Annotated in this window: 23 protein-coding genes; 13 read left to right on the top strand and 10 right to left on the bottom strand. The window is 71.1% G+C overall.

Translation table 11 applies throughout. The annotated features are described in order from the left end of the window. Positions 1 to 552 carry a hypothetical protein gene (locus ACFU6I_RS00680; RefSeq protein ID WP_384359911.1) on the bottom strand — a complete coding sequence of 184 codons (552 nt, stop codon included), beginning with the start codon at positions 550 to 552 and terminating at the stop codon, positions 1 to 3. 192 nt (positions 553 to 744) lie between these two features. Here ACFU6I_RS00680 and ACFU6I_RS00685 point away from each other — a divergent pair, with 192 nt between their 5' ends. Then, a complete protein-coding gene (locus tag ACFU6I_RS00685) occupies positions 745 to 1,365 on the top strand; it encodes a hypothetical protein (protein ID WP_384360209.1) in 621 nt (206 codons plus the stop codon). Between the two features lie 35 nt (positions 1,366 to 1,400). Here ACFU6I_RS00685 and ACFU6I_RS00690 read toward each other — a convergent pair whose 3' ends face one another. Beyond that, entirely contained in the window at positions 1,401 to 3,833 is a 2,433-nt protein-coding gene (locus tag ACFU6I_RS00690; protein WP_384359913.1) for a PQQ-binding-like beta-propeller repeat protein, read from the bottom strand. A 174-nt stretch (positions 3,834 to 4,007) separates the two neighbouring features. Next, on the bottom strand, positions 4,008 to 4,919 hold the full coding sequence (locus tag ACFU6I_RS00695) for a VOC family protein (RefSeq protein ID WP_384359915.1): 912 nt from the start codon (positions 4,917 to 4,919) through the stop codon (positions 4,008 to 4,010). A 299-nt stretch (positions 4,920 to 5,218) separates the two neighbouring features. Here ACFU6I_RS00695 and ACFU6I_RS00700 point away from each other — a divergent pair, with 299 nt between their 5' ends. Next, positions 5,219 to 5,866: a TetR family transcriptional regulator gene (locus tag ACFU6I_RS00700; RefSeq protein WP_345514861.1), complete on the top strand. Its 648-nt coding sequence runs from the start codon at positions 5,219 to 5,221 to the stop codon at positions 5,864 to 5,866. 148 nt (positions 5,867 to 6,014) lie between these two features. On the opposite strand, the gene ACFU6I_RS00705 is transcribed toward ACFU6I_RS00700, so the two are convergent. Together ACFU6I_RS00705 and ACFU6I_RS00710 are read right to left on the bottom strand one after the other, a co-directional pair. After that, the gene (locus ACFU6I_RS00705) at positions 6,015 to 6,515 is read right to left on the bottom strand and encodes a nitroreductase family deazaflavin-dependent oxidoreductase (RefSeq protein WP_384359917.1); all 501 of its coding nucleotides are present in this window, start codon (positions 6,513 to 6,515) and stop codon (positions 6,015 to 6,017) included. Further along, positions 6,515 to 7,723: an acyl-CoA dehydrogenase family protein gene (locus ACFU6I_RS00710; RefSeq protein ID WP_384359919.1), complete on the bottom strand. Its 1,209-nt coding sequence runs from the start codon at positions 7,721 to 7,723 to the stop codon at positions 6,515 to 6,517. The genes ACFU6I_RS00705 and ACFU6I_RS00710 overlap by 1 nt, the downstream gene beginning before the upstream one ends. A 161-nt stretch (positions 7,724 to 7,884) precedes the next feature. Between ACFU6I_RS00710 and ACFU6I_RS00715 the strand changes: the two genes are divergently transcribed. The 4 genes from ACFU6I_RS00715 to ACFU6I_RS00730 all read left to right on the top strand — a co-directional run bounded on the left by ACFU6I_RS00715 (position 7,885) and on the right by ACFU6I_RS00730 (position 11,372). After that, positions 7,885 to 9,066 (top strand): acetyl-CoA acetyltransferase, encoded by a 1,182-nt coding sequence (locus tag ACFU6I_RS00715; RefSeq protein ID WP_384359921.1) that lies wholly within the window; start codon positions 7,885 to 7,887, stop codon positions 9,064 to 9,066. A gap of 58 nt (positions 9,067 to 9,124) precedes the next feature. Then, positions 9,125 to 9,802, top strand: coding sequence for a pyridoxal 5'-phosphate synthase (locus ACFU6I_RS00720; protein WP_384359923.1), 678 nt, complete (start codon positions 9,125 to 9,127; stop codon positions 9,800 to 9,802). A 66-nt stretch (positions 9,803 to 9,868) separates the two neighbouring features. After that, on the top strand, positions 9,869 to 10,777 hold the full coding sequence (gene htpX, locus ACFU6I_RS00725; protein WP_384359925.1) for a zinc metalloprotease HtpX: 909 nt from the start codon (positions 9,869 to 9,871) through the stop codon (positions 10,775 to 10,777). Between the two features lie 10 nt (positions 10,778 to 10,787). Further along, a complete protein-coding gene (locus ACFU6I_RS00730) occupies positions 10,788 to 11,372 on the top strand; it encodes a hypothetical protein (RefSeq protein WP_384359927.1) in 585 nt (194 codons plus the stop codon). A 3-nt stretch (positions 11,373 to 11,375) separates the two neighbouring features. Here ACFU6I_RS00730 and ACFU6I_RS00735 read toward each other — a convergent pair whose 3' ends face one another. Next, positions 11,376 to 11,621, bottom strand: a complete 246-nt coding sequence (locus tag ACFU6I_RS00735; RefSeq protein ID WP_384359929.1) for a DUF397 domain-containing protein — start codon at positions 11,619 to 11,621, stop codon at positions 11,376 to 11,378. Continuing rightward, entirely contained in the window at positions 11,618 to 12,394 is a 777-nt protein-coding gene (locus ACFU6I_RS00740) for a Scr1 family TA system antitoxin-like transcriptional regulator (RefSeq protein WP_384359931.1), read from the bottom strand. The genes ACFU6I_RS00735 and ACFU6I_RS00740 overlap by 4 nt, the downstream gene beginning before the upstream one ends. A 122-nt stretch (positions 12,395 to 12,516) precedes the next feature. Between ACFU6I_RS00740 and ACFU6I_RS00745 the strand changes: the two genes are divergently transcribed. Together ACFU6I_RS00745 and ACFU6I_RS00750 are read left to right on the top strand one after the other, a co-directional pair. Then, complete coding sequence (locus ACFU6I_RS00745; protein ID WP_384359933.1) at positions 12,517 to 12,924, top strand: hypothetical protein; 408 nt, start codon at positions 12,517 to 12,519, stop codon at positions 12,922 to 12,924. A gap of 22 nt (positions 12,925 to 12,946) precedes the next feature. Continuing rightward, entirely contained in the window at positions 12,947 to 13,537 is a 591-nt protein-coding gene (locus ACFU6I_RS00750) for a DUF1707 domain-containing protein (RefSeq protein WP_384359935.1), read from the top strand. Positions 13,538 to 13,547: 10 nt separating this feature from the next. Here the strand turns inward: ACFU6I_RS00750 and ACFU6I_RS00755 are convergent, their stop codons facing one another. Then, a complete protein-coding gene (locus tag ACFU6I_RS00755; protein ID WP_384359937.1) occupies positions 13,548 to 13,970 on the bottom strand; it encodes a Zn-ribbon domain-containing OB-fold protein in 423 nt (140 codons plus the stop codon). Further along, entirely contained in the window at positions 13,967 to 14,419 is a 453-nt protein-coding gene (locus ACFU6I_RS00760; RefSeq protein ID WP_384041430.1) for a DoxX family membrane protein, read from the bottom strand. Before ACFU6I_RS00760 ends, ACFU6I_RS00755 begins: the two co-directional genes overlap by 4 nt. A 202-nt stretch (positions 14,420 to 14,621) precedes the next feature. Here ACFU6I_RS00760 and ACFU6I_RS00765 point away from each other — a divergent pair, with 202 nt between their 5' ends. The 4 genes from ACFU6I_RS00765 to ACFU6I_RS00780 all read left to right on the top strand — a co-directional run bounded on the left by ACFU6I_RS00765 (position 14,622) and on the right by ACFU6I_RS00780 (position 19,780). Continuing rightward, complete coding sequence (locus ACFU6I_RS00765) at positions 14,622 to 15,815, top strand: flavin-containing monooxygenase (protein WP_384359939.1); 1,194 nt, start codon at positions 14,622 to 14,624, stop codon at positions 15,813 to 15,815. Between the two features lie 192 nt (positions 15,816 to 16,007). After that, on the top strand, positions 16,008 to 18,236 hold the full coding sequence (locus ACFU6I_RS00770) for an acetate--CoA ligase family protein (RefSeq protein WP_384359941.1): 2,229 nt from the start codon (positions 16,008 to 16,010) through the stop codon (positions 18,234 to 18,236). Between the two features lie 27 nt (positions 18,237 to 18,263). Then, positions 18,264 to 19,103, top strand: coding sequence for an enoyl-CoA hydratase/isomerase family protein (locus ACFU6I_RS00775; protein ID WP_384359943.1), 840 nt, complete (start codon positions 18,264 to 18,266; stop codon positions 19,101 to 19,103). Positions 19,104 to 19,174: 71 nt separating this feature from the next. Continuing rightward, on the top strand, positions 19,175 to 19,780 hold the full coding sequence (locus ACFU6I_RS00780; protein WP_384360211.1) for a flavin reductase family protein: 606 nt from the start codon (positions 19,175 to 19,177) through the stop codon (positions 19,778 to 19,780). A gap of 84 nt (positions 19,781 to 19,864) precedes the next feature. On the opposite strand, the gene ACFU6I_RS00785 is transcribed toward ACFU6I_RS00780, so the two are convergent. Next, complete coding sequence (locus tag ACFU6I_RS00785) at positions 19,865 to 21,205, bottom strand: MFS transporter (RefSeq protein WP_384359945.1); 1,341 nt, start codon at positions 21,203 to 21,205, stop codon at positions 19,865 to 19,867. A gap of 161 nt (positions 21,206 to 21,366) precedes the next feature. Between ACFU6I_RS00785 and ACFU6I_RS00790 the strand changes: the two genes are divergently transcribed. Further along, on the top strand, positions 21,367 to 21,699 hold the full coding sequence (locus tag ACFU6I_RS00790; RefSeq protein WP_384359947.1) for a hypothetical protein: 333 nt from the start codon (positions 21,367 to 21,369) through the stop codon (positions 21,697 to 21,699). Positions 21,700 to 21,703 lie beyond the last annotated feature (4 nt).

Here is a 21,703-nt window from a genome sequence, read left to right on the forward strand (position 1 = left end):
TCAGTGGCTGAGTTCGGCCTCGGCCCGGCACTTCTTCACCCGGGACACCTTGCTCGGGCTGTCCATCCGCACGGAGACGGTCGCGCTGTCGGCGTCCGTCAGCTCCACGCTCGCCTCGCCGCTGTCGACGGTCTTGCCGAGCGCGTCGAGAAAGGTGACGTCGACCTTGTACACGTGCGTGCCGAGTTCGCTCGAGCTGACCCGGACGGTGGAGGACGTCACGGCCCGCCGCTTGCCCTTGCGGGGCTGGGCGCAACGGATCACGGTCACCTGGGGCGCGTCGGTCGCCGTGGCGGCGGGGGTCGCGGTCTCGTAGGTGGAGCCGCCGGACGAGCTGCTCGACGAGTCGTCGTAGTCGTTGTCGTCGTAGTCGTTGTGGTGGTAGCTGCCGTTGCTCTTCTTGGAGTTGGAGCAGCCGCCGCCGCTGCTGCTGCTCGAACCGCGGCTCTTGCTGCCCCGACTCTTGCCACCGTGGCTCGAGGTCGAGAAGCCGGTGAGTGCGAGTACCACCACCACCAGGACCGCCGAGAGTTTCAGATGCTGCCGCATCATCGATGCAGCCCCCCTTGTGTTGTTGTCATGTTGCTGTCGAACGACCGCGCGACACCGTAACGCATGGCGCGCGGGGAAGGGCCGTCCGGCCGGTGCGCCCCTGGTGGCGGGGGTCGGGGGCCCGGCGTAGCGTCGACGCCGAGAGCGGCGCTGATGCGTGATGCCGGTCCGCACGACCGCAGGAGGCCGATGATGATCCGCAACATCCTCGGCTCGATCGTCGCTCTCGCAGGAGCGGCGGCCGCCGTGCTGAGCCCCTTCCGTGACTGGTACGACGGCCGCCTCGGGCGGCAGTACCGGATCGCGGACCTCTTCAACGGCATCAGCGGTGCGCGGCCGGGACTGTGGGGGTCGGTCTGGCTGCCGCTCCTCTTCGCCGCGGCCGTGACGGTGGTGGGCGTGGTGCTCCGGTCCCGGCTGCTGGTCGCGTGCGCGGGGGTCGTCGTCCTCGGCTTCACCGTGCTGTGGATGGTGCGGCAGGGGCAGGCGACGGGAAGCCTGACGGTGGCGGCGGACGGGTCCGGGCTGCAGGTGGGGGTGGCGACCGCCGCGGTCGGCGGGGCACTGATGCTGGTGGGGGCCGCGGTGATGTCGGGGCGGCGGAGCGGGCACGGGCATCCGGGGCGCGTGGACCGGCCCCAGCCCTACCCGGCGCCGGGGTCGGACGATCCGGACACGTGGCCGCCGACGCAGGAGCCGGGGCCATCGGTGCAGACGAGTCCCCTGCCGGAGCCCGAGGCGGACCCGTACACGGGCCCCGGGGCCCAGGACCCGCGCTGCCCGCCGGGCCGGTCGAGCCCGTCCGGCGACTGAGGACGAAGCGGCTGCCGGGCGAGCCCGGTGAACGCCTACGCCCGAGCCCGGTTCCCCGTGCCCGTGCCCGTCCCCTTCACCGCGTCCAGCGCGTACACGCAGCGGTCCTTGCTGCACGCGTACACCACGCCCCCCTTCGCCACCGGCGACCCCGTGATCTCGCCGCCCGTCGCAAGCTTCCAGCGCAGCTGACCACCCGCCGCGTCAAGCGTGTACAGCACGTGGTCCGCGGAACCGAAGTGGACGCGGCCGTCCGCGACGACCGGCGCGCCGACGACCTCGCCGCCCGCGGCGAACCGCCATTTCGGGGTACCCGTCACCGCGTCCAGCGTGTACAGCGCGCTGCCGCTGCCGACGTGGACATTGCCCGCCGTGACCAGGACCGGTTCGATCGACTGGCGCGCCTCCGTGGCGATGCGCCACCGGTCCTTGCCGGTCGTCGCGTCGAGTGCGTACACCGTGCCGAGGTAGTCGGCCAGGTACACCCCGCCGCCGGTGACCGCGGGCCCCGGCGCGAACGCGGGCGGGGAGAGGAAGACCGCGGGCGACTCGAAGTGCCACCGCACCAGTCCCGACGCGATGTCCACCGCGAGGACCCGGGTGCCCGCGGCGACGTACACGTAGCCGTCAGCGGCGGCCGTCACCCGTACCGGTACTCCCCCGCAGGACGCCGCGTCACCGATCGGGTACGACCACCGCTCGATGCCCGTACGGGCGTCCACCGCGCGCAGCCGGGCGTCCTGCCACAGGTACACCATGCCGTCGTGGATCGCGGGCCCGGCCTCGGCCGTCTCGAAGTCGGTCTGTACGCCTCCGGTCTCCCACAGCTTGTCGCCGGTGGACGCCTCCCACGCCTGCACGCCGCCACCGCGCGTGCCGGTGACCACAGTGCCCCGGTCGGCCTTGAGCGAGTACACCCAGGCGTCGGTCTGCAGCCGCCACCGTTCGGCGCCGGTCAGCGCGTCCAGGGCGTACAGCGAAGGGCCGTCGGAGCCGTGGATGCGGCCGCCGTCGAGCGTCATCGACCACGCGACGTCACGGGTCTTGAACTGGCGCCGCCCGTTGCCGACGTCCAGCGCGTGCACCTCGAAGGACGTCACGTACAGCAGGTCCCCGGCGACGACCGGCGTGCCCCACACGTCGTTCGACATCCGGAACCGCCAGGGCCGCCAGCGGTCCGGCTCCGCGGGCGGCGTATCGGGGGCGTGCGTCGGAGCGGGCAGCGGGGCGGCGGCCGGGGCCGCGCCGTTCAGCCCGGCGGGCGGGCGCACCCACCCGGTCGCGGGGCCCGCCTCCGCGCCGGCCGTCGCGCGCACGTCCACGGCACGCGGCCCGGGTCCGATCGGCACCTTCGCCCCGGGCAGCCGCACCGGACCGCCCCCGTCCGGCTCCGCCGCCCGAACAGGGGCAGGAGCGGGGGACGGCCCTCTCAGGTCCGCCCCGCTGCGCCACGCCGGCTCCCAGTCCGCGCCCCGCGGCGGCTGCTGGGGCGGCGCCGGAGCGGGAGCAGGGGCGGGAGCCGGGGCGGGCGCAGGGGTGGGCGCAGGGGCCGCGGCGGGTGCCGCCGTGCGCCCCCCGCCCCGGCGCTGCTCCATCATCGCCGTGGCCGACGTCGGCAGCCAGGCCGACGCCGTACCGCTGTCGTCGCTGCCGGAGGCGAAGAGGTGCGGGGCGAGCTGGGCCTGCAGATCGGCCGGGCTGGGCCGCAGCCCGGCGTCCATCTGCATGCAGGACTCGATCAGCGGCCGCAGGTCGTCGGGCAGCCCCTCCACATCGGGGCCCTCCCGCAGCAGCATGAAAACCGTCTCGACCGGGTTCGCCCCGTGGAACGGCGCATGCCCGGTGGCGGCGAAGACGAGCGTCGAGCCGAGCGAGAACACATCGCTCGCGCCCGTGACACTGCGCGAGTCCCTGGCCTGCTCCGGCGACATGTACGCGGGGGTGCCGACCGCCACGTTGGTCATGGTCAGCCGGGTGTTGGAGACTCCGGACGCGATCCCGAAGTCGATCACCCGCGGACCGTCCTCGACCACCAGCACGTTCGACGGCTTCAGGTCGCGGTGGACCAGCCCCGCGCCATGGATGGACTGGAGCGCCTCGGCGATCCCTGCGGCCAGCCAGCGCACCGCCTGGGTCGGCATCGGGCCGCACTCATTCACTATTTCCTCGAGCGAGGGAGCGGGCACGTACGCGGTGGCGAGCCAGGGCACGGCCGCGCGCGGGTCGGCGTCCACCACGGCGGCCGTGTAGAAGCCGCTGACCGCGCGGGCGGCCTCCACCTCACGCGTGAAGCGGACCCGGAAGAGCTGATCCTCGGCGAGCTCCGTGCGTACGGTCTTGATCGCCACCCGTCGGCCGGACGCCGAGCGGGCGAGATAGACCAGCCCCATGCCGCCGGCCCCGAGCCGTCCCAGCACCTCGAACGGGCCGATCCGCCTCGGGTCGTGCTGCGTCAGCTGCTCCACCACTTGCCTGCCACCTCCCCGTACGGACCTCAGGAACAGAAGTCCGCGAAAACCCGCCCTGTGCAGCGTCTCACCACTGGGCACCACCCGGCGGTGCGCTCCCTGATTGTTCCTGGCCGATGCGATGGTTGCGAACCCGGGGGCGGATCGGGGTGTCACATGTCACTCTGCCCTCTATCAGGACACCGGGGGCTGAAGTACGGCGAACTCGGCACCCTGATCGTCGTGCAGGACCGCCATCCGCCCGTACGGGATGTCGAAGGGCGGCGCGGAGACCCGGCCGCCGAGCTCGACCGCCGTCTCGGCGGTGGCGTCGCAGTCCGCGACGGCGAAATAGCTGAGGAAATAGCTGGGCATCTCGGCCGGGAACGCGTCGGTGATCACGCTGCGTCCGCCGATCGCGGTGTCGGGCCCGGGTTCGGTGCCTTCGGGGGACCACATGCGGAAGTCGACGCCGGACTCGGAGGCGCCCGCACCGCCGGAGCCGGACTCGGCAGAACCGGAATCGACCGATCCGGAGTCCGAGGCGTCCCCCTCGCCGGTGTCCGGCTCGTCGCGATCGGCGCCCGGCTCACCGTGATCGGTGCCGGACTCGCCGAGGTCGGTTCCGAGGAAGCCGAAGACCTGCTCGTAGAAGGCGTCGACGCGGTCCTTCCGCCGGGTGTAGACCTCGGTCCAGCAGAAGGATCCGGGCTCCTTCTGCTTCTCGAACCCGCTGCGGTCACCGGCCTGCCAGAGCCCGAAGACCGCACCGCCCGGGTCGGCGGCCTGCGCGAGCACGCCCGCGCGCCCGACCCGGACAGGCTCAGTGATGACCTGGCCGCCCTCCTGCCGGATCAGGGCGACGGTCGCGGCGATGTCGTCGGTGGAGAAGTAGACGCCCCAGGCGGTCGGCATCCGGCCGTCCTGCTTGGCGGCGAGTGCGGCAACGAGCTTGCCGTCGCTGAGGGCGTCGGCGCACGCGCCCCCTGCGGCGTCCCCGGCCCGGAAGGTCCACCCGAAGAGCCCGCCGTAGAAACGCTTGCCCGCTTCGAGATCGGGGAGCTGGGCGTCCACCCAACACGGCGCGGAGCGCGGGAATGCGGCCATGGGCCCGAATCCTTCCATAGCAGTGACGCTCGTCACACTCAAAGTAGCCGCGCACCGCGTGTGCCGCGCAACGAATGACTCCTGTCGAACGAAGATTCGACATCGGAGTTCGTTAGCCATCGCGTCACGGAAAGTTATCCACCGAAGTTGTCCACAGGCTGTTGATAACACTATTCAGGCTGTGGATCGCATCCACCGAAATCCGGCCACTTCCCCCACACCACCCCACCGCACCTGCGGAACTCCCCATTTGCAGTCGGCCGAATCGCGCTCCGATCACCCCTCGGTAAGCTGACGGCATGACAGGACAAGTGCGCACCGTCGACGGCCGCGTGGCCGGTCGACGCGGACAGGCGACGCGGCAGAAGCTGCTCGACTGCCTCAGCGAAATGCTCAGCTCCTCGCCCTACCGGGACGTCAAAGTCATCGACGTCGCCCGCAAGGCGGGGACTTCACCCGCAACCTTCTATCAGTACTTCCCCGACGTCGAGGGAGCCGTCCTCGAGATCGCCGAAGAAATGGCCAAGGAGGGTGCCGCGTTGACCGAATTGGTCGCCGGCCGCTCCTGGGTCGGCAAGGCGGGCTGGCAGACCTCCGAAGAACTCGTCGAGGGGTTCCTCGACTTCTGGCGACACCATGACGCGATCCTGCGCGTGGTCGACCTGGGGGCGGCCGAGGGCGACAAGCGATTCTACAAGATCCGCATGAAGATCCTGAACTCGGTCACCAACTCCCTCACCGATTCGGTGAAGGAGCTCCAGGCCAAGGGCAAGGTCGACAAGGACGTCAGCCCGGCGGCGATGGCGGGCTCGCTCGTCGCGATGCTGGCGGCGGTCGCCTCGCACCAGAAGGGTTTCCAGACCTGGGGCGTCAAGCAGGCCGAACTCAAGCCGAACCTGGCGCTGTTGGTGCATCTGGGCATCACCGGCAAGAAACCGACGAAATAGCGCCGGGCGCACCCATCTTTCCGGCTTCTTGCCTCGCTTCTTCCTGCGCTGGGCCCCGCACGGCAATCCCGGGCTGCCCACGTCCTGTCTCACCGCTGGCGGACCACCCGATGTGGTCCGCCATCGGCGTATCCGGGCAGCTTCCGCGTCACGGGGTGTCGCGCCGCTCCAGCCGGAAGAGCCGGATCTCCCGCTCCACCCGCGCCTGGTAGGTGGCGTACGGCGGCCAGAACGTCAGCGCCGCCTGCCACACCTCCGCCCGCTCCGCGCCCTCCAGCAGCCGGGCACGCACGGCGATCTCGCGCCCCTTCCAGTTGATGACGGCGTCGTCCGCATGGGCCAACAGATTGGCGGTCCAGGCAGGATGACCCGGACGGCCGAAGTTGCTGCCGATCAGAATCCAGCCGGTGCTGCCACCGCCCGCGGAGCCGTGCTCCGGCATGCAGGCCAGTGGAGTGGTGCGTGGCCGGCCGCTCTTCGCCCCCCGCACCGTCAAAATCACCCCCGGCAGCATCCGGGCGCTGAGCAGCACCTTGCCGCGGGTGAGCCGGTGGACGGTACGGTCCATGGCGGGCACGACATGCGGGGCGATCCTGGCGAAGGTGCGGGTCGAGGACACCTTCTGGATCAGCCGGACTCCGGGCGCCATCAGACCGCCACCTCCACGCGCGGTTTCCGGACGTCGGGCGTGAACAGACCGGCCTGCTCGGCTGCGTGGTCGCGCAGCCGGTGGACCGGTCCGAAGAGCAGCTCGTCGGCGGCGGCCCGTCTGACGTAGAGATGGGCCTCGTGTTCCCAGGTGAAGCCGATGCCGCCGTGCAGCTGCACGGCCTCGGCGGTGGTGATCCGCAGCGCTTCCAGCGCCTGCGCGAGCGCGAGCCCTCCGGCCGCCGGGTCCCACGCCGCGTAGTAGGCCGCGGACCTGGCCGCCTGCACGCGTACATACAGGTCGGCGAGCCGGTGCTTCACCGCCTGGAAGGAGCCGATGGCGCGGCCGAACTGCTCGCGCGCCTTGACGTATTCGATGGTTCGGTCGAGCGCGCTCGCGGCGGCTCCGACCGCCTCCGCCGCCAGTACGGCGGCGGTCGTGCGCCCGACGGCGGCGAGCGCTCCGGCCGGTCCCGACACATCCACCGTGTCGTCCGCACCGAGCAGTTCGGCGGTGGTCTCACGGAGTTCGACGCGGGCCACCGGCCGGGTCTCGTCGAGCGAGGTCTGCCGGGTGCGGGCGAGCCCGGTCGCCGTGTCGGAGCGGACGAGGAAGAGGAGAGTCCGGCTGCGCGGGAAGCCACCCGCGTGGGCGGCGACCAGCAGAAGGCCGGCGCTGTGCCCGTCGAGGACCTGGGCGGCTTCCCCGTACAGCCGCCACCCGTCCGGGCCGGGCCTGGCCTGTACGCCGCCGGACCGGCCGCCGCCCGCCCAGGCGCCGGCACTGGTGTCGTCGACGAGGCCGAGGGCGGTGGCCGGTGAGCCGCCGGGGAGGGCGAGGGTCGCGGTCAGTTCGCCCGCGGCGATGCGGGGCAGCAGGGCTGTGCGCTGGGCGTCGGTGCCGACAGCGGCGATCAGCGGTGCGGCAAGTGCAGCGGTGGCGAGCAGCGGGGACGGCAGCAGGGCGCGACCGGCCTCCTCGCAGGCGACGGCGAGTTCGGCGGGGCCGCGGCCGGCTCCTCCGTACTCCTCCGCGAGCGCGAGGCCCGGCAGTCCGAGGTCCTGGGCGAGCTGCCGCCACAGGGTCTCGTCGTATCCGTGCGCGGTCCGTACGGCGCTCCTGACCTCGTCGGGTCCGCAGCGTTTGGCCAGCAGTTCGCGCAGGGTGCGGCGGATCTCGTCCTGTTCCGCGGTGAAGGCGGCGTCCATCGTCGGGCTCCTTCCCCTCAGGGGCCGTCGCCCCCTTATCTGACGGGCCGTCATGTTAGGGGTGATGGCGCCAGAAACCCAGACTCGCGCACACCCCCGCCCGGACCCGATCCCGCCCGCACACCGGTCCGCTGCGCCATATCTGATGTACCGTCAGATCCATGCCTTCCTCACCCTCCTCCCCCTCGCGCAAGGTCGCTGTCGTCGGCATATCCCTCGCGGACTGCGGACGCGTCGACGGCCCCACTCCGTACGCCCTCCACGCCCAGGCCGCCCGCCGGGCACTCGCCGACTCGGGCCTGGACCGCTCCGTCGTCGACGGTTTCGCCTCCGCCGGACTCGGCACGCTCGCCCCCGTCGAGGTCGCCGAGTATCTGGGGCTGAAGCCCACCTGGGTCGACTCCACGGCGGTCGGTGGTGCGACCTGGGAGGTGATGGCCGCCCACGCCGCCGACGCGATCGCGGCAGGCCGAGCGAACGCCGTACTCCTGGTGTACGGATCGACCGCCCGCGCCGACATCAGGGCGGGGCGCCGCACGTCGAACCTGTCGTTCGGTTCGCGCGGCCCGCTCCAGTTCGAGGTGGCGTACGGGCACTCGCTGATCGCCAAGTACGCCATGGCCGCCCGCCGCCATATGCACGCGTACGGGACAACGCTGGAGCAGCTCGCCGAGGTGGCGGTCCAGGCGCGGGCGAACGCGGCGGCCAACCCGGACGCGATGTTCCGGGATCCCATCACGGTGGACGACGTGTTGTCGGGACCGATGATCGCGGACCCGTTCACCAAGCTGCACTGCTGCATCCGCAGCGACGGCGGGTGCGCGGTGCTGCTGGCCGCGGAGGAGTACGTGCCGGACACGACGAAGGCTCCGGTGTGGATCCTCGGCACGGGTGAGCACGTCTCGCACTCCACGATGTCGGAGTGGGACGACTTCACGGTCTCCCCGGCGGCCGTCTCGGGCCGCCTGGCGTTCGAGCGGGCCGGGGTACGACCGGCGGACATCGACCTGGCCGAGATATATGACGCGTTCACCTATATGACGCTGGTGACGCTGGAGGACCTCGGCTTCTGCGCGAAGGGCGAGGGCGGCGCCTTCGTCGAGAAGGGCCGCACGGGCCTGACCGGCGAACTCCCGGTCAATACCGACGGCGGCGGCCTCTCCGCCTGTCACCCCGGCATGCGCGGGCTGTTCCTGCTGGTGGAAGCGGTACGGCAACTGCGCGGGGAGGCGGGAGACCGTCAGGTCCGGAAGGCGGACGGACGGCTGCCGGAACTGGCGGTGGCCTCGGGGACGGGCGGCTGGTTCTGCTCGTCGGGGACGGTGGTGCTGGGGCGGGCGTGAACGGGCCCGAGGGGGTGGGGCAACGGGGCAACTCCATGCCCTGATGTCCAATGGCCGCATGACGGATGCATCGACCTCTGCGCAGCACACCTTCCGGGACCTCCTTCACGCCCAGCGCGTCTGGGACGTGGACCTCCCCGCCTTCGACCCGGCCGCCGCGCCCCGCACCCCGCTCCCCCTTTTCCACACCTGGTTCGCCGAGGCGGTGGCCGCCGGGCAGACCGAGCCGCACACCATGACGCTGGCCACGGTCGACGCCGAGGGCCACCCCGACGTACGGACGCTGATGCTGCACGACGCGGACGACCGCGGCTGGCACTTCGCCACGCACGCCACCAGCGCAAAGGGCCGCCAGCTCGCCGCGCATCCGCATGCGGCGCTCGGTTTCTACTGGCCCGCACAGGGCCGGCAGGTACGGGTACGAGGCCCGGTCACCGCCTGCACCCCGGCCGAGAGCCGGGCCGATCTGCATGTCCGCTCGACCGGTGCGCTGGCCTCGGCACTGGTGGGGCGACAGAGCGAGGTGCTCGACTCGTACGAGGAGCTGAACCGCGCCTCGGACGCCGCATGGGAGCGGGCGCAGGCGGAACCGGAGGCGGACGTGACGAGCTGGACGCGGTACGTGGTCGAGCCGCACGAGGTCGAGTTCTTCCAGGGCGATGTGCGGCGACGGCACGTCCGGCTCCGCTACCGCCGGGACGGCGGCAACTGGACCCGGGAACTCCTCTGGCCGTGAGCCGGTGAACCGATTTCCACCGGAAAGGAGCACTATGGGAAGCAGGTGAGTCGCTGGAGGCATTCCATGACACGAGCTCGTTCCCGATACGCCCCCGACCACGGTCTGACCACGCGCATGGTCACCACCATGTTCCTGATCGGACTGTTGTACGTGGTCCTCGTGGGCGTGCTCCTCGCGGTACTGCGGGGCGCCTGGCCGATCATCCTGATCGTCGTGGGTGGTCTGTTCATCGCGCAGTTCTGGTTCAGCGACCGCATCGCCGCCTTCAGCATGGGCGCCCGCGAGGTCACCCCCGAGGAAGCACCCGAGCTGCACGGCACCATCGACCGGATCTGCGCCCTGGCCGACATGCCGAAACCTCGGGTGGCCATCGCCCGGAGCGACGTACCGAACGCCTTCGCCACCGGCCGCGGCGAGAGGACCGCCCTCGTCTGCGCCACCACCGGACTCCTGCGCAGACTGGGACCCGAAGAACTGGAGGGCGTCATCGCGCACGAGATGTCGCACGTCGCGCACCGGGACGTCGCCGTCATGACGATCGCCTCGTTCCTCGGCGTCATGGCCGGCGTGGTCACCCGCGTCGCCCTCTGGGGCGGTTTCTCCCGCGGCCGCAGCAGCGACCCCGTCGGCATCGCGATCCTGCTGGTCCCGCTGATCAGCGCCGTCGTGTACTGCCTGAGCTTCCTGCTCACCCGGCTGCTCTCGCGCTACCGCGAACTCTCCGCCGACCGCGCCGCCGCCCTCCTCACCGGCCGCCCCTCCGCGCTCGCCTCGGCGCTCACCAAGGTCACCGGGCAGATGGCCCGGATCCCGACGGAGGACCTGCGGAAGGCGGAGCCGTACAACGCCTTCTACTTCGTCCCGGCGTTCTCCTCGAAGGAGAGCCTCAGCCGGCTGCTCTCCTCCCACCCGACCCTCGAACAGCGCCTCGACCAGCTGGCGCGCATCTCCGCCGAACTCGCCCGCCCGTAAGGAGTCCGCAGTGGGTCTGCTCGACACGATCCTGGGACGCAGCAAACCGGTACGCCCCGACCTCGACCAGCTCTTCGCCGTACCGTCCGCCGCCCTCACCCTCCAGGCGGGCGCGGGCTTCGTCCCCACCGGTCTGGGTTCGGTCTGCTTCGCCGGGGTGGAGGGCGGCACCTTCGCCCGTATCCAGCAGGACGTACAGGAACTGCTCGACGCGGACACGGACCGGGGCGGGATCCCGGTGGAGTTCAGCCGCGATTCGTACGGCTACACCTGGCTGCTCGCACGTCACTCCCCCGACGACGTGGCCGCCCTGGTCAACGATCTGCACGCGGTCAACACCCTGCTCCAGGACGGCGGCTTCGGCCCGCAACTGCTCTGCTCGCTGATCGGCTTCCGGAATGCCGAGGGGCGCTCGCTGGCGCTGGTCTACCTCTACAAACGCGGCACGTTCTATCCGTTCGCCCCGGTGCCGGGCGGCGTCGAGAGACGCGACAGCCCCCTGGAGCTGCAGGTCAGGGCGACACTGGGCGACGACCTGCGGGTCGAACAGGATCTCTCCCGGTGGTTCCCGGTCTGGGGCGCGCCCGGCCTGTGACGATCAGGCGGTGCGCGCACCTGCCACGAAGGCGGACCAGGCGGCCGGGGTGACGGCGAAGGTGGGGCCGTCGATGACCTTGGAATCGCGGATGTGGACGGTGTGGGGGCGGGTGGCGACCTCTACGCGGGCGCCGCCTTCGCCGGTGCTGCAGCTGGACTTGCGCCAGTCGTAGGCGACTTCGATGCACTCGCCGCCTTCGTTGGTGCTGTAGCTGGACTTGAACCAGTCCAGTTCCGTCGACTTCATAGCTGCGCCGCCTTCTCCTCGATGAGTTCCGCAGACTCCCAGGGCGTGAGCGCCTGCGCCCGCAGGATGCCGAAGAGGTCGAACAGGTCGTTGACCCGGTCCGGCTTGGAGATCAACGTACCGCCGCCGTGCCCCTCTTCGAAGATCAAGTTGCGCCCCTTCTCCGTGCTCATCAGCTGCATCGGCCCGTGGAGTCCCGCATGCATGTGCCGACGGGTAGGCATCACCTGAAACGTCAAGTGACTCATCGTCCGCATGCACTCCAGCAGATGCCGGAGCTGATCCTTGAGTACCTCGGGGCCGCCGAGAATGCGCTCCAGGACCGACTCCTCCATGACGAACCCGATACGCGGTGGAGGCGTGCGGGTCAACACCGCCTGCCGCTCCAGACGAGCTGCGACATGCCGGGCGACTTCCTCTTCCGTGTACGCCGGTACACGGGACGCGTACAGCGCACGTGCGTACGCCTCCGTCTGAAGCAGGCCGGGGATCACCATCATTTCGTACGCGCTGATGACCCGCGCCAACCGCTGGAGCCGAACCCAGTCCACATACTTCGGCGGGTACTTCTCCTCGTCCATCAGCTCCACGCACGCCTTCAACGCTCCGCACGCCTCGAAGACTTGGTCCGCAGCCCCCAGGAAGTCCAACGAGGGGATCCGCTCAGCCCGCTCGTACGCCCCCATCAGGGACTCCGAGACCATCAGCTTCTCCGAGGCGTCTCTCTGTGTGAGCCCCGCCCGCACCCGGTGGATGCGGATGAGATCTCCCACAAGCCTCCGCACCTGCGACGGCTCACCACTCGTCCCCACAGCCACCACCGTTCTCACCACATTGCCAAATGTGGACCGTGTCTCTCTGGTCACGCTACGCAGTCAGCGGGATCCTCGTATCCATGACGAGCAAGAAGCTCCCCGAATGGGTACCGCCCGCGGGGCTCCAACTTCACCTGACCGGGGTTCACTTCGACGCCATCCGGGTTCGCGGCGTACCCGGCGAGGCCGTCCTGCACCACCTCGCCACGCTCACGGACGGCGACCCGGGTCCGGTGGTCCGGGAGGTCGCGGGCGGGCGGTGGACGTACTTCCTGATCCCGCCCGGGGTGAGCAAGAGGTACGACTGGCCGCCGGGGGCGGCCTGTCTCGGGCCGTCGGCGCGTGATCTGTACGTGGGGATCCCCGCGGCGCACGGCAACACGTATCCGCTGAGCTGGCGGTGCGGGGCGCCGGAGGACGGGGAGTTCGTGGACGCGGAGCTGCTGCACGGGGTGGTGGTCGCGCAATTGGTACGGGAGGACTGGTGACCCGTTCCGTATCATCAGGTTCATGACTCCTGAGCGCCCGAATTCCGTCAGTCGACTTCGCGCCTCCGATGCCGACCGTGAAGCGGTGGTGGAGCAGCTCCAGGAGGCGGCGGCCGAAGGCCGCATCGATCTCGACGAGCTGGATGTGCGCCTGGGTCAGGCGCTCGGCGCCAAGACCTTCGCCGAGCTGGAACCCCTCACTGCCGATCTGGCACCCGCGCCGCAGAACGCGACGGAGCCGCTGGTCCTCGAGGGCGGCATCCACGGCCTGGCACGGACCGGACGATGGAAGGTGCCCGCACGCATCGACGTGGACGGCGGCATGGGCGGCGCCAAGCTCGACTTCACGCAGACCGAGACCCGACTGCGCGAGATCGAGCTGGAGGTCAACGGCCAGATGGGCGGGGTTGTCGTGGTCGTACCCAGGGGGTGGGCGGCGGAGACCGACGACGTCCGTCCCGGCATGGGCGGCTTCAAGGACCGGACCCGGGGCGAGAGGCTCCCGGGCGCACCGCTGCTCCGCCTCACCGGTTCGGGCGGCATGGGCGGAGTGGTCGTCCGCCACCCCAACATCTGGGAGCGGTGGAAGCTGCGCCGCGGCAAGCGGCGCTGACTCCGCCGCGTCAGGCACCGGCTTCCGGCCGGAAGACCGGGACCGCCTCGCACCCCTCCTCCTGCCGGAAGGCGACGCGCAGCTCCATGCCGATCGCGAGGGCCGACTCCTCGCAGTCGACGATCTCCGTCATCATGCGCGGCCCCTCGGCGAGGTCGACGACGGCCGCCGTGTACGGGACGCGGGAACCGAACGGCGGCAGGTCGTTGCGGTGGACGACGGACCAGGTGTAGAGCGTGGCGCGGCCGCTCGCCCGCTCCCAGTCGACGTCCTCGCTCCAGCACGTGGGGCAGAACTCTCGCGGATAGTGGTGGGCGGCGTCGCAGGCACGGCACCGTCGCACCAACAAGTGCCCCTCGGCGGCGGCGTCCCAGTAGGGGCGGGTGAAGTCGTCCGGCTCGGGCAGGTCGAAGCGGGGGGCGGCGGCGGTCATCCGAAGAGTCCGATCGCGTGGTCGAGAGACCAGACCTGCCAGGACATGGCGAAGAGGGCGACCAGCGAGATCAGCGCCATCATCGCGTTCTGCCCCTGCTCGGCCCAGTCGTGGATCATCAGCACCAGATAGAGGAGATTGAGGAGCAGCCCGCCGACGAGCGCGACCGGGGTCAGGAAGCCGACGATCAGCCCGAGACCGAGGGCGAGTTCCGCGTACACGACCAGGTAGGCCATTGCCTTCGGGCGGGGCGCGACGACCTTCTCGAATCCGCTCCTGACCGCCGGCCACTTGTGCTTGCCCGCGACGTCCGCCGCCCAGGCGATGCCCGTACCGCGTTCGAACCAGCCCTTCTTGTCCTTGTGTCGCCAGCTCTCCAGCCACCACAGGCCGAGCCCTGTTCGAAGGACGGCGAGCCACTCGGCTCCGCCGAGCCAGATCGTCCGCATCGGGACCCCTTCCCGTTCCGCCGCGGGGTTGAGGAATTCAAGAGATCTGACGGTACGTCAGATGCGTTGATCCCGATAGCCCCGGAACACCACCGCGAAGCCCCTGCCCCCTCGACCGCCCCAAGCCACCCGTGACCAATTCGCAATGGAACCCGATCTTGACCGAGACCCATCAAGTAATCGGGCGATTACGCTCCGAGCCATGCCCGACAGCACCTCCACCGCCGACAGCGGACCCTCGCCCGCGCCCACCGACATCACGGAGCACCGGCCCGTCTATGTCATCGGCGGCGGCCCGGGCGGTCTCGCCGCCGCGGCCGCCCTGGGCGCGCAGGGGGTGCGGGCCGTCGTACTGGAGAAGTCCGAGAACGTCGGCGCCTCCTGGCGCCGTCACTACGACCGGCTGCACCTCCACACCACCCGGCGCTGGTCCGCACTGCCGGGGCTCACGATGCCGCGCCGGTTCGGACGCTGGGTGGCCCGCGACGACGTGGTGCGCTACCTGGAGAAGTACGTCGAACACCATGAGCTGGAAGTGGTCACGGGTGTCGAGGTGACCCGTGTCGACCGGGCGTCGGACGGCACCGGCTGGCAGCTGACCGCAAGCGGCGGACGGGTCCTGACCGGGCGGGCCGTCGTCGTGGCCACCGGCTACAACCACACCCCACAAATCCCCGACTGGGCGGGCCGCGACACGTTCACCGGCGAGCTGCTGCACGCCTCGGACTACCGCAATCCCGCCCCGTACGCGGGCAAGGACGTCCTCGTCGTCGGTATCGGCAACACGGGGGCGGAGATCGCCGTGGACCTGGCGGAGGGGGGCGCTTCCCGGGTACGGATCGCGGTGCGCACCGTTCCGCACATCGTGCGCCGCTCCACGGCGGGCTGGCCCGCGCAGGCGACCGGCATCCTGGTCCGCAGACTGCCGGTGCGCCTGGTCGACCGGGCCGGCCGGCTGATGGCCAGGGCCGCCGTGCCCGACCTCTCCGAACAGGGCCTGCCGCGCCCGGACACGGGCCTCTACTCACGGGTCAAGGACGGCGCCATTCCGGTCCAGGACGTGGGGCTGATCGACGCGGTGCGGGGCGGCCGGGTGCTGCCGGTGCCAACCGTCGATTCGTTCGACGAGGACACCGTGGTGCTGGCGGACGGGACCCGAATCACGCCGGACGCCGTGATCGCGGCGACCGGCTACCGGCGGGCGCTCGAAGGGCTGGTCGGACACCTCGACGTACTGGACGCACGGGGCAGGCCGGTCGTGCACGGCGGCCGCACGCCGAAGCATGCGCCGGGCCTCCACTTCACCGGGTTCACCAACCCGATCAGCGGCATGTTCCGCGAAATGGCCCTGGACGCGGAGAAGATCGCCAAGCGGCTGGCGAAGCGGACCGGCTGACTTCGCCCCGGCGTACGCGGTCGACTTCACGGACTTCGGCGCGCACCGCGCATCGGCCCGGCAGCCCCGTCCAGCCTTTGCCTGCACACCCATTCCTGACGGAGCGTCAGTTCAGTAACCTGACAGAGTGTCAGCTCATGGCTGACCCGGCACAGGCACCCCGACGGACTTCTGGCAGGAGTGGGCGGAACGATGCTTGGATCGACGCACGGCACCCTCACCACACACTTCCGCGCCCGGGTGGTGGCCTGCGGAGAAGAGCCGCACGCCGCCGTCCACAGCATGGCGGTCGCCGCCGCGGAAGGCGATCTCGATGTCAGCGGCCGCCCGCTGCACGCCCCCGTGCCCGACCTGGACCGGTTCTTCCGGCCCGAGTCCGTGGCCGTCATCGGGGCGTCCGACACCGAGGGCAGGCCCAACACCGGCATCACCCGGCAGCTCGTCGCCTGGGCCGAGCGGGTCGGGGCGCGACTGCATCCGGTCCACCCCACACGGGAATCCGTCTTCGGCCGGACCTGCTCCCGTTCCGTCGCGGATCTGCCGGAGCAGGTCGATCTGGCGGTACTGCTGGTCGGCGACCCGCTTCCGGTGATCGAGGAACTCGGGCAGGCCAAGGTGAAGTTCGCGGTCGCCTTCGCCTCCGGGTTCGCCGAGACCGGCGAGGAGGGCGCCGCCGCCCAGGCGCGGCTGGCGGCCGCGGTGGAGCGGTCGGGGCTGCGGCTGCTCGGGCCGAACACCAACCTCAACGCCTTCGAGGCGTTCCGGGACGACCTCGACGGACCGGCGATCGCCCTGATCACCCAGTCCGGTCACCAGGGCCGTCCCGTCTACACCCTCCAGGAGCTGGGCGTACGGCTGTCGCACTGGGCGCCCACGGGCAACGAGGCGGATCTGGAGACCGCCGACTTCATCTCGTACTTCGCCGAGCGCCCCGAGGTCGGGGCCATCGCCGCCTATGTCGAGGGGCTCAAGGACGGCCGCTCCTTTCTGCTCGCCGCCGACCGGGCGGCGCGGGCCGGGGTGCCGGTCGTGGCGGTCAAGGTGGGGCGTACGGAGACGGGGGCCAGGACGGCCGCGTCGCACACCGGCAAGCTGACCGGCGCCGACCAGGTGGTGGACGCGGCGATGCGGCAGTTCGGCGTGATCCGGGTGGACGGGCTCGACGAACTCCAGGACACCGCGGCCCTGCTGGCCCGGGCGCGGAAGCCGCAGGCCGACGGGGTCGTCGTGTATTCGATCTCGGGCGGCACGGGCGCGCACTTCTCGGACCTGGCGACCGGGGCGGGGCTGAGGCTCCCCACCCTGTCCGAGGAGAAGCAGCGCGAACTGCACGCATGGATTCCCGGCTATCTGAACGTGGCGAACCCCGTCGACAACGGCGGTCACCCGGTCGGCGACTGGCGCGGCCGGAAGATCATCGACGCGATCCTCGCCGACCCGGACGTGGGGGTGCTGATCTGTCCGATCACCGGCCCGTTCCCCCCGATGAGCGACCGGCTCGCGCAGGACCTGGTGGACGCGGCGGAGACCACGGACAAGCTGGTGTGTGTGGTGTGGGGCTCGCCGGTCGGCACGGAGGACGCGTACCGTACGACGCTGCTCGGCTCGTCGCGCGTCGCCACCTTCCGCACCTTCGGCAACTGCATCACCGCCGTGAAGGCCTATCTGGACCACCACCGGTTCGCCGCCTCGTACCGCTCGCCCTTCGACGAGGCGCCGCGCACGCCGTCGCCCTCGTTCCGCAAGGCGCAGGCCCTGATGCGCCCGGGCCACCAGCTGAGCGAGCACGCGGCGAAGCAGCTGCTGCGGGCGTACGGCATCCGTGTCCCGCGCGAGCAGCTGGTCACCAGTGCGGCCGCGTCCGTCCGCGCCGCGGGTCTGGTCGGCTACCCGGTCGTGATGAAGGCGTCGGGCGCACGGCTCGCCCACAAGACGGAGCTCGGCCTGGTCAAGGTCGGGCTCACCTCCGCGAGCCAGGTCCGCGACGCGTACCGCGAACTGACCGACATCGCCCGCTACGAAGGTGTCGAGCTGGACGGCGTCCTGGTCTGCCAGATGATCGAGCGGGGCGTCGAAATGATGGTCGGCGTCACGCACGACGCCCTGTTCGGGCCGACGGTCACGGTCGGACTCGGCGGCGTGCTCGTGGAGGTGCTGCACGATGCGGCGGTGCGGGTGCCGCCGTTCGGCGAGGACCAGGCGCGGGCGATGCTCGGCGAACTGCGCGGCCGGGCCCTGCTGGAAGGCGTACGCGGCGGACCGCCGGTGGACGTCGACGCGCTCGTCGAGGTGGTGCTGCGTGTCCAGCGGATGGCGCTGGAACTGGGCGACGACCTCTCCGAACTGGACATCAACCCGCTGATGGTGCTGGGTCGCGGGCAGGGCGCGGTGGCGCTTGACGCACTCGCCGTCTGCCGCTGACCGCACCCTCCTCCAAGGAGCTCCCTCATGCCGTCCTCCCCCGAAGACACCGCCGAGCACACCGGCCCGGCCGAACCGGTTGATCCATGGGTACTCCACGCCACCGACAACGGCGTCTCATGGATCACGCTGAACCGCCCCGAGGCGATGAACGCCGTCACCTGGGACCAGCGGGAACGCATCATCGCGCTCCTCGCCGACGCGTCCGCGGACCCGTCGGTCCGGGCCGTCGTCCTCACCGCCACCGGTCGCGGCTTCTGCGCGGGCGCCGACCTGCGTGGCACCCCGTCGACGGGCGACCGGATCCCCGGCGACGTGTCCCGCACCATCCGACTCGGCGCGCAGCGCCTGATCGCCGCGGTCCTGGATTGCGAGAAGCCGGTGATCGCGGCTGTCAACGGCACCGCGGCCGGCATCGGCGCGCACCTCGCGTTCGCCTGCGACCTGGTCCTGGCCGCCGACTCGGCGACGTTCATCGAGGTCTTCGCACGCCGCGGTCTCGTCCCGGACGGCGGCGGGGCCTACCTGCTGCCCCGCCTGATCGGCCCGCAGCGCGCCAAGGAGCTGATGTTCTTCGGCGACGCGCTCCCCGCAGCGGAGGCGGAACGCCTGGGCCTCGTCAACCGGGTGGTCCCGGCGAAGGAGTTGGCGGCGACGGCCCGGGAGTGGTCCCAGCGCCTGGCGGACGGCCCGACCCGCGCCCTCGCCCTCACCAAACAGCTGGTCAACGCGTCCCTGGACGCCGACCGCGCAACGGCGTTCGCCGCCGAGGCGATGGCCCAGGAGATCAACATGACGACGCAGGACGCCGGCGAGGGCGTGGCGAGCTTCGTGGAACGCCGTAAGCCGAAGTACCGGGGTATGTGACCACCCGGTCACAGCCCTTCTCATCTGACGAACCGTCAACTTCAATGGGAGACGTGATGGGACACGCAGGCATGGCCGCCACCGCCGTCCGGTACCTCAGGTCCGTCGGCGCCGCCACGAGCGCCGGCCCGGCGCCGGTCGATCCGCTGCCGCGCCCCGATCTGCGGGCCGTCGCCGACGACGAGCGACTGCCGGTCGATCCGGGCGAATTCCGCCGCGTGCTCGGCCACTTCGCCAGCGGCGTCACCGTCGTCACCGCCCACGACCCGGGCGACGCGGACGGCCCTGCGGGGTTCGCCTGCCAGTCGTTCGCCTCGCTCTCCCTCGACCCGCCGCTGGTCACCTTCATGGTCGCCCGTACGTCGACGACCTGGCCGCGCATCGCCCGCGCCGGGGCGTTCTGCGTCAACATCCTGGGCGCGGACCAGGGCGCGCTGTGCCGGAGCTTCGCGGTCAGCGGTGCCGACAAGTTCGCGGGAGTGTCGTACGAGGCCGCTCCCGCGACAGGGTCACCGCTGCTGGACTCCGTACCCGCCTGGATCGACTGCCGTATCCAGGCCGTCCACCCGGGCGGCGACCATCTGATCGTGGTCGGCCGGGTGGAGGCGCTGGGGGCCTCGGACGGGGAGGGTCCACTGCTGTTCCACCGAGGGGCGTTCGGGCGCTTCAGCGGGTGAGCGTGCACCGGTACGGTGCGTCGTTGCCGCCGTACTCCTGGTGCTCCTCCCGACCACATCGTCGCGGCCGGGTCGGCGGCCGCCTCAGCCGGTGCCGGTCAGCACCACCGGTTCCGGGGTTTCCGCCTTCCGCCGGATCACCAGCGCCATCAGCGCCGCCGTCGCGCACAGTGCCCCCGACGCGTACCAGACCATGTCGTACGAGCCGAACACATCGCGCGCCACACCGCCGAGGAACGCCACCAGTGCCGCGCCCACCTGGTGGGAGGCGAGGACCCAGCCGAAGACGATCGCGCTGTCCTCGCCGTACTGCTCGCGGCAGAGCGCCAGCGTCGGCGGGACCGTGGCCACCCAGTCCAGGCCGTAGAACACGATGAAGAAGACCATCGGCGGGTGCACCGTCGGCGCCATCAGCATCGGCAGGAAGAGCAGCGAGATGCCGCGCAACGCGTAGTAGACGGCGAGGAGTCGGCGGGCGTCGAAGCGGTCGGTGAGCCAGCCGGAGAAGACCGTGCCGATGATGTCGAAGACCCCGATGACGGCGAGCAGCGAGGCGGCTGCCGTGATGGGCATGCCGTGGTCGTGGGCCGACGGCACGAAGTGCGTACGGATCAGACCGTTGGTCGAGGCGCCGCAGATCGCGAACGTGCCCGCGAGCAGCCAGAACGGTCCGGTGCGGGCGGCGTCGACCAGGACGCGTACGGTACGGGCCGCCGCACCCCGGGCGGGCGCCGGCTTCTCGACGTACGCGCCGCCGTAGGGGGCCAGGCCCACGTCGGCCGGGTGGTCACGCATCAGGAGCCAGACGAACGGGACGACGACGAGCGCGGCCAGCGCGACGGTGACCGAGGCCGGGCGCCAGCCGTGCTCCTCGACGATCCATGCGCACAGCGGCAGGAAGATCAGCTGGCCGGAGGCGCCGGCCGCGGTGAGGATGCCGGTGACCAGGCCGCGTCTGGCGACGAACCAGCGGTTGGTGACCGTGGCCGAGAAGGCCAACGCCATCGAGCCGGTGCCGAGGCCGACGAGCAGCCCCCAATAGATCATCAGCTGCCAGGAGGCCGTCATCCAGACACTGGCGAACGCCCCCGCCGCGACCGTGGTCAGGGCCACGACGACGACCCGGCGGATACCGAACCGGTCCATCAGCGCGGCGGCGAACGGCGCGGTCAGTCCGTACAGCGCCATGTCGATCGAGACGGCCAGCCCGATCTCCCCGCGCGACCAGCCGAACTCCGTGTGCAGCGGGTCGATGAGGAGGCCGGGCAGGGAGTTGAACGCGGCGCCGCCGATGATCGTCACGAACGTGACGACGGCGACGATCCAGGCACGGTGGATGCGCGGGCGGGAGGGCCCGCGGGACGGTGTGCGGTCGGCCGGGTGGTCCTCGTTCCGGGCGGCCGCACTCTCGGTTGTCTGGGTCACGTCACAGAGCATCCGTCCTCGGGGCGCGCTCTCACGAGTGGCCGGAGGGACACGGTTCGCAGGGATCGGGCCACAGGGGGAAGCGTACGATCACCCGTCGGCCGGGGCGTACGCGCATCCGGCCGGATGAGACGGACGAACCGATCGAACCGGGGGATCTCATGCAATGGGTCGCGCGCCAGCAGTTCCATCACCGTTCCGCACTGATGCAGGCGTGGGGAGCCGGGCTGCTTCTCATAGCCGTCGGACTGTGGATCTGGCTGGCGTTCCTGCTGGTGGATCAGGCGGACGCGTACTGCTACCGCGTCACGATGCAGTGCACCGTGGTGTCGGAGCTGCCCAAGCAGCTCACCGTCCTGACGATCGCCGGGCCGCTGTCCGTCCTCGGTTCCGCATTGCTCGTCGGTGGCAGTGTGCGCAGGCAGACCAGTGCGCACGTCTTCCAGGTCATCGAGATGCAGAAGTCCGAGGAGCGGGACCGGCAGAAGCGCTGACGGT

The sequence above is a fragment of the Streptomyces sp. NPDC057486 genome (assembly GCF_042802415.1).
GTDB lineage: Bacteria > Actinomycetota > Actinomycetes > Streptomycetales > Streptomycetaceae > Streptomyces > Streptomyces yanii.

Excerpts from the sequence above, each read along its gene's own strand:
- ACFU6I_RS00680 (WP_384359911.1), bottom strand. The coding sequence starts at position 552 with ATGATGCGGCAGCATCTGAAACTCTCGGCGGTCCTGGTGGTGGTGGTA.
- ACFU6I_RS00685 (WP_384360209.1), top strand. The coding sequence starts at position 745 with ATGATCCGCAACATCCTCGGCTCGATCGTCGCTCTCGCAGGAGCGGCG.
- ACFU6I_RS00695 (WP_384359915.1), bottom strand. The coding sequence starts at position 4,919 with ATGGCCGCATTCCCGCGCTCCGCGCCGTGTTGGGTGGACGCCCAGCTC.
- ACFU6I_RS00700 (WP_345514861.1), top strand. The coding sequence starts at position 5,219 with ATGACAGGACAAGTGCGCACCGTCGACGGCCGCGTGGCCGGTCGACGC.
- ACFU6I_RS00705 (WP_384359917.1), bottom strand. The coding sequence starts at position 6,515 with ATGGCGCCCGGAGTCCGGCTGATCCAGAAGGTGTCCTCGACCCGCACC.
- ACFU6I_RS00710 (WP_384359919.1), bottom strand. The coding sequence starts at position 7,723 with ATGGACGCCGCCTTCACCGCGGAACAGGACGAGATCCGCCGCACCCTG.
- ACFU6I_RS00715 (WP_384359921.1), top strand. The coding sequence starts at position 7,885 with ATGCCTTCCTCACCCTCCTCCCCCTCGCGCAAGGTCGCTGTCGTCGGC.
- ACFU6I_RS00720 (WP_384359923.1), top strand. The coding sequence starts at position 9,125 with ATGACGGATGCATCGACCTCTGCGCAGCACACCTTCCGGGACCTCCTT.
- htpX (WP_384359925.1), top strand. The coding sequence starts at position 9,869 with ATGACACGAGCTCGTTCCCGATACGCCCCCGACCACGGTCTGACCACG.
- ACFU6I_RS00735 (WP_384359929.1), bottom strand. The coding sequence starts at position 11,621 with ATGAAGTCGACGGAACTGGACTGGTTCAAGTCCAGCTACAGCACCAAC.
- ACFU6I_RS00745 (WP_384359933.1), top strand. The coding sequence starts at position 12,517 with ATGACGAGCAAGAAGCTCCCCGAATGGGTACCGCCCGCGGGGCTCCAA.
- ACFU6I_RS00750 (WP_384359935.1), top strand. The coding sequence starts at position 12,947 with ATGACTCCTGAGCGCCCGAATTCCGTCAGTCGACTTCGCGCCTCCGAT.
- ACFU6I_RS00755 (WP_384359937.1), bottom strand. The coding sequence starts at position 13,970 with ATGACCGCCGCCGCCCCCCGCTTCGACCTGCCCGAGCCGGACGACTTC.
- ACFU6I_RS00760 (WP_384041430.1), bottom strand. The coding sequence starts at position 14,419 with ATGCGGACGATCTGGCTCGGCGGAGCCGAGTGGCTCGCCGTCCTTCGA.
- ACFU6I_RS00765 (WP_384359939.1), top strand. The coding sequence starts at position 14,622 with ATGCCCGACAGCACCTCCACCGCCGACAGCGGACCCTCGCCCGCGCCC.
- ACFU6I_RS00770 (WP_384359941.1), top strand. The coding sequence starts at position 16,008 with ATGCTTGGATCGACGCACGGCACCCTCACCACACACTTCCGCGCCCGG.
- ACFU6I_RS00775 (WP_384359943.1), top strand. The coding sequence starts at position 18,264 with ATGCCGTCCTCCCCCGAAGACACCGCCGAGCACACCGGCCCGGCCGAA.
- ACFU6I_RS00780 (WP_384360211.1), top strand. The coding sequence starts at position 19,175 with ATGGCCGCCACCGCCGTCCGGTACCTCAGGTCCGTCGGCGCCGCCACG.
- ACFU6I_RS00790 (WP_384359947.1), top strand. The coding sequence starts at position 21,367 with ATGCAATGGGTCGCGCGCCAGCAGTTCCATCACCGTTCCGCACTGATG.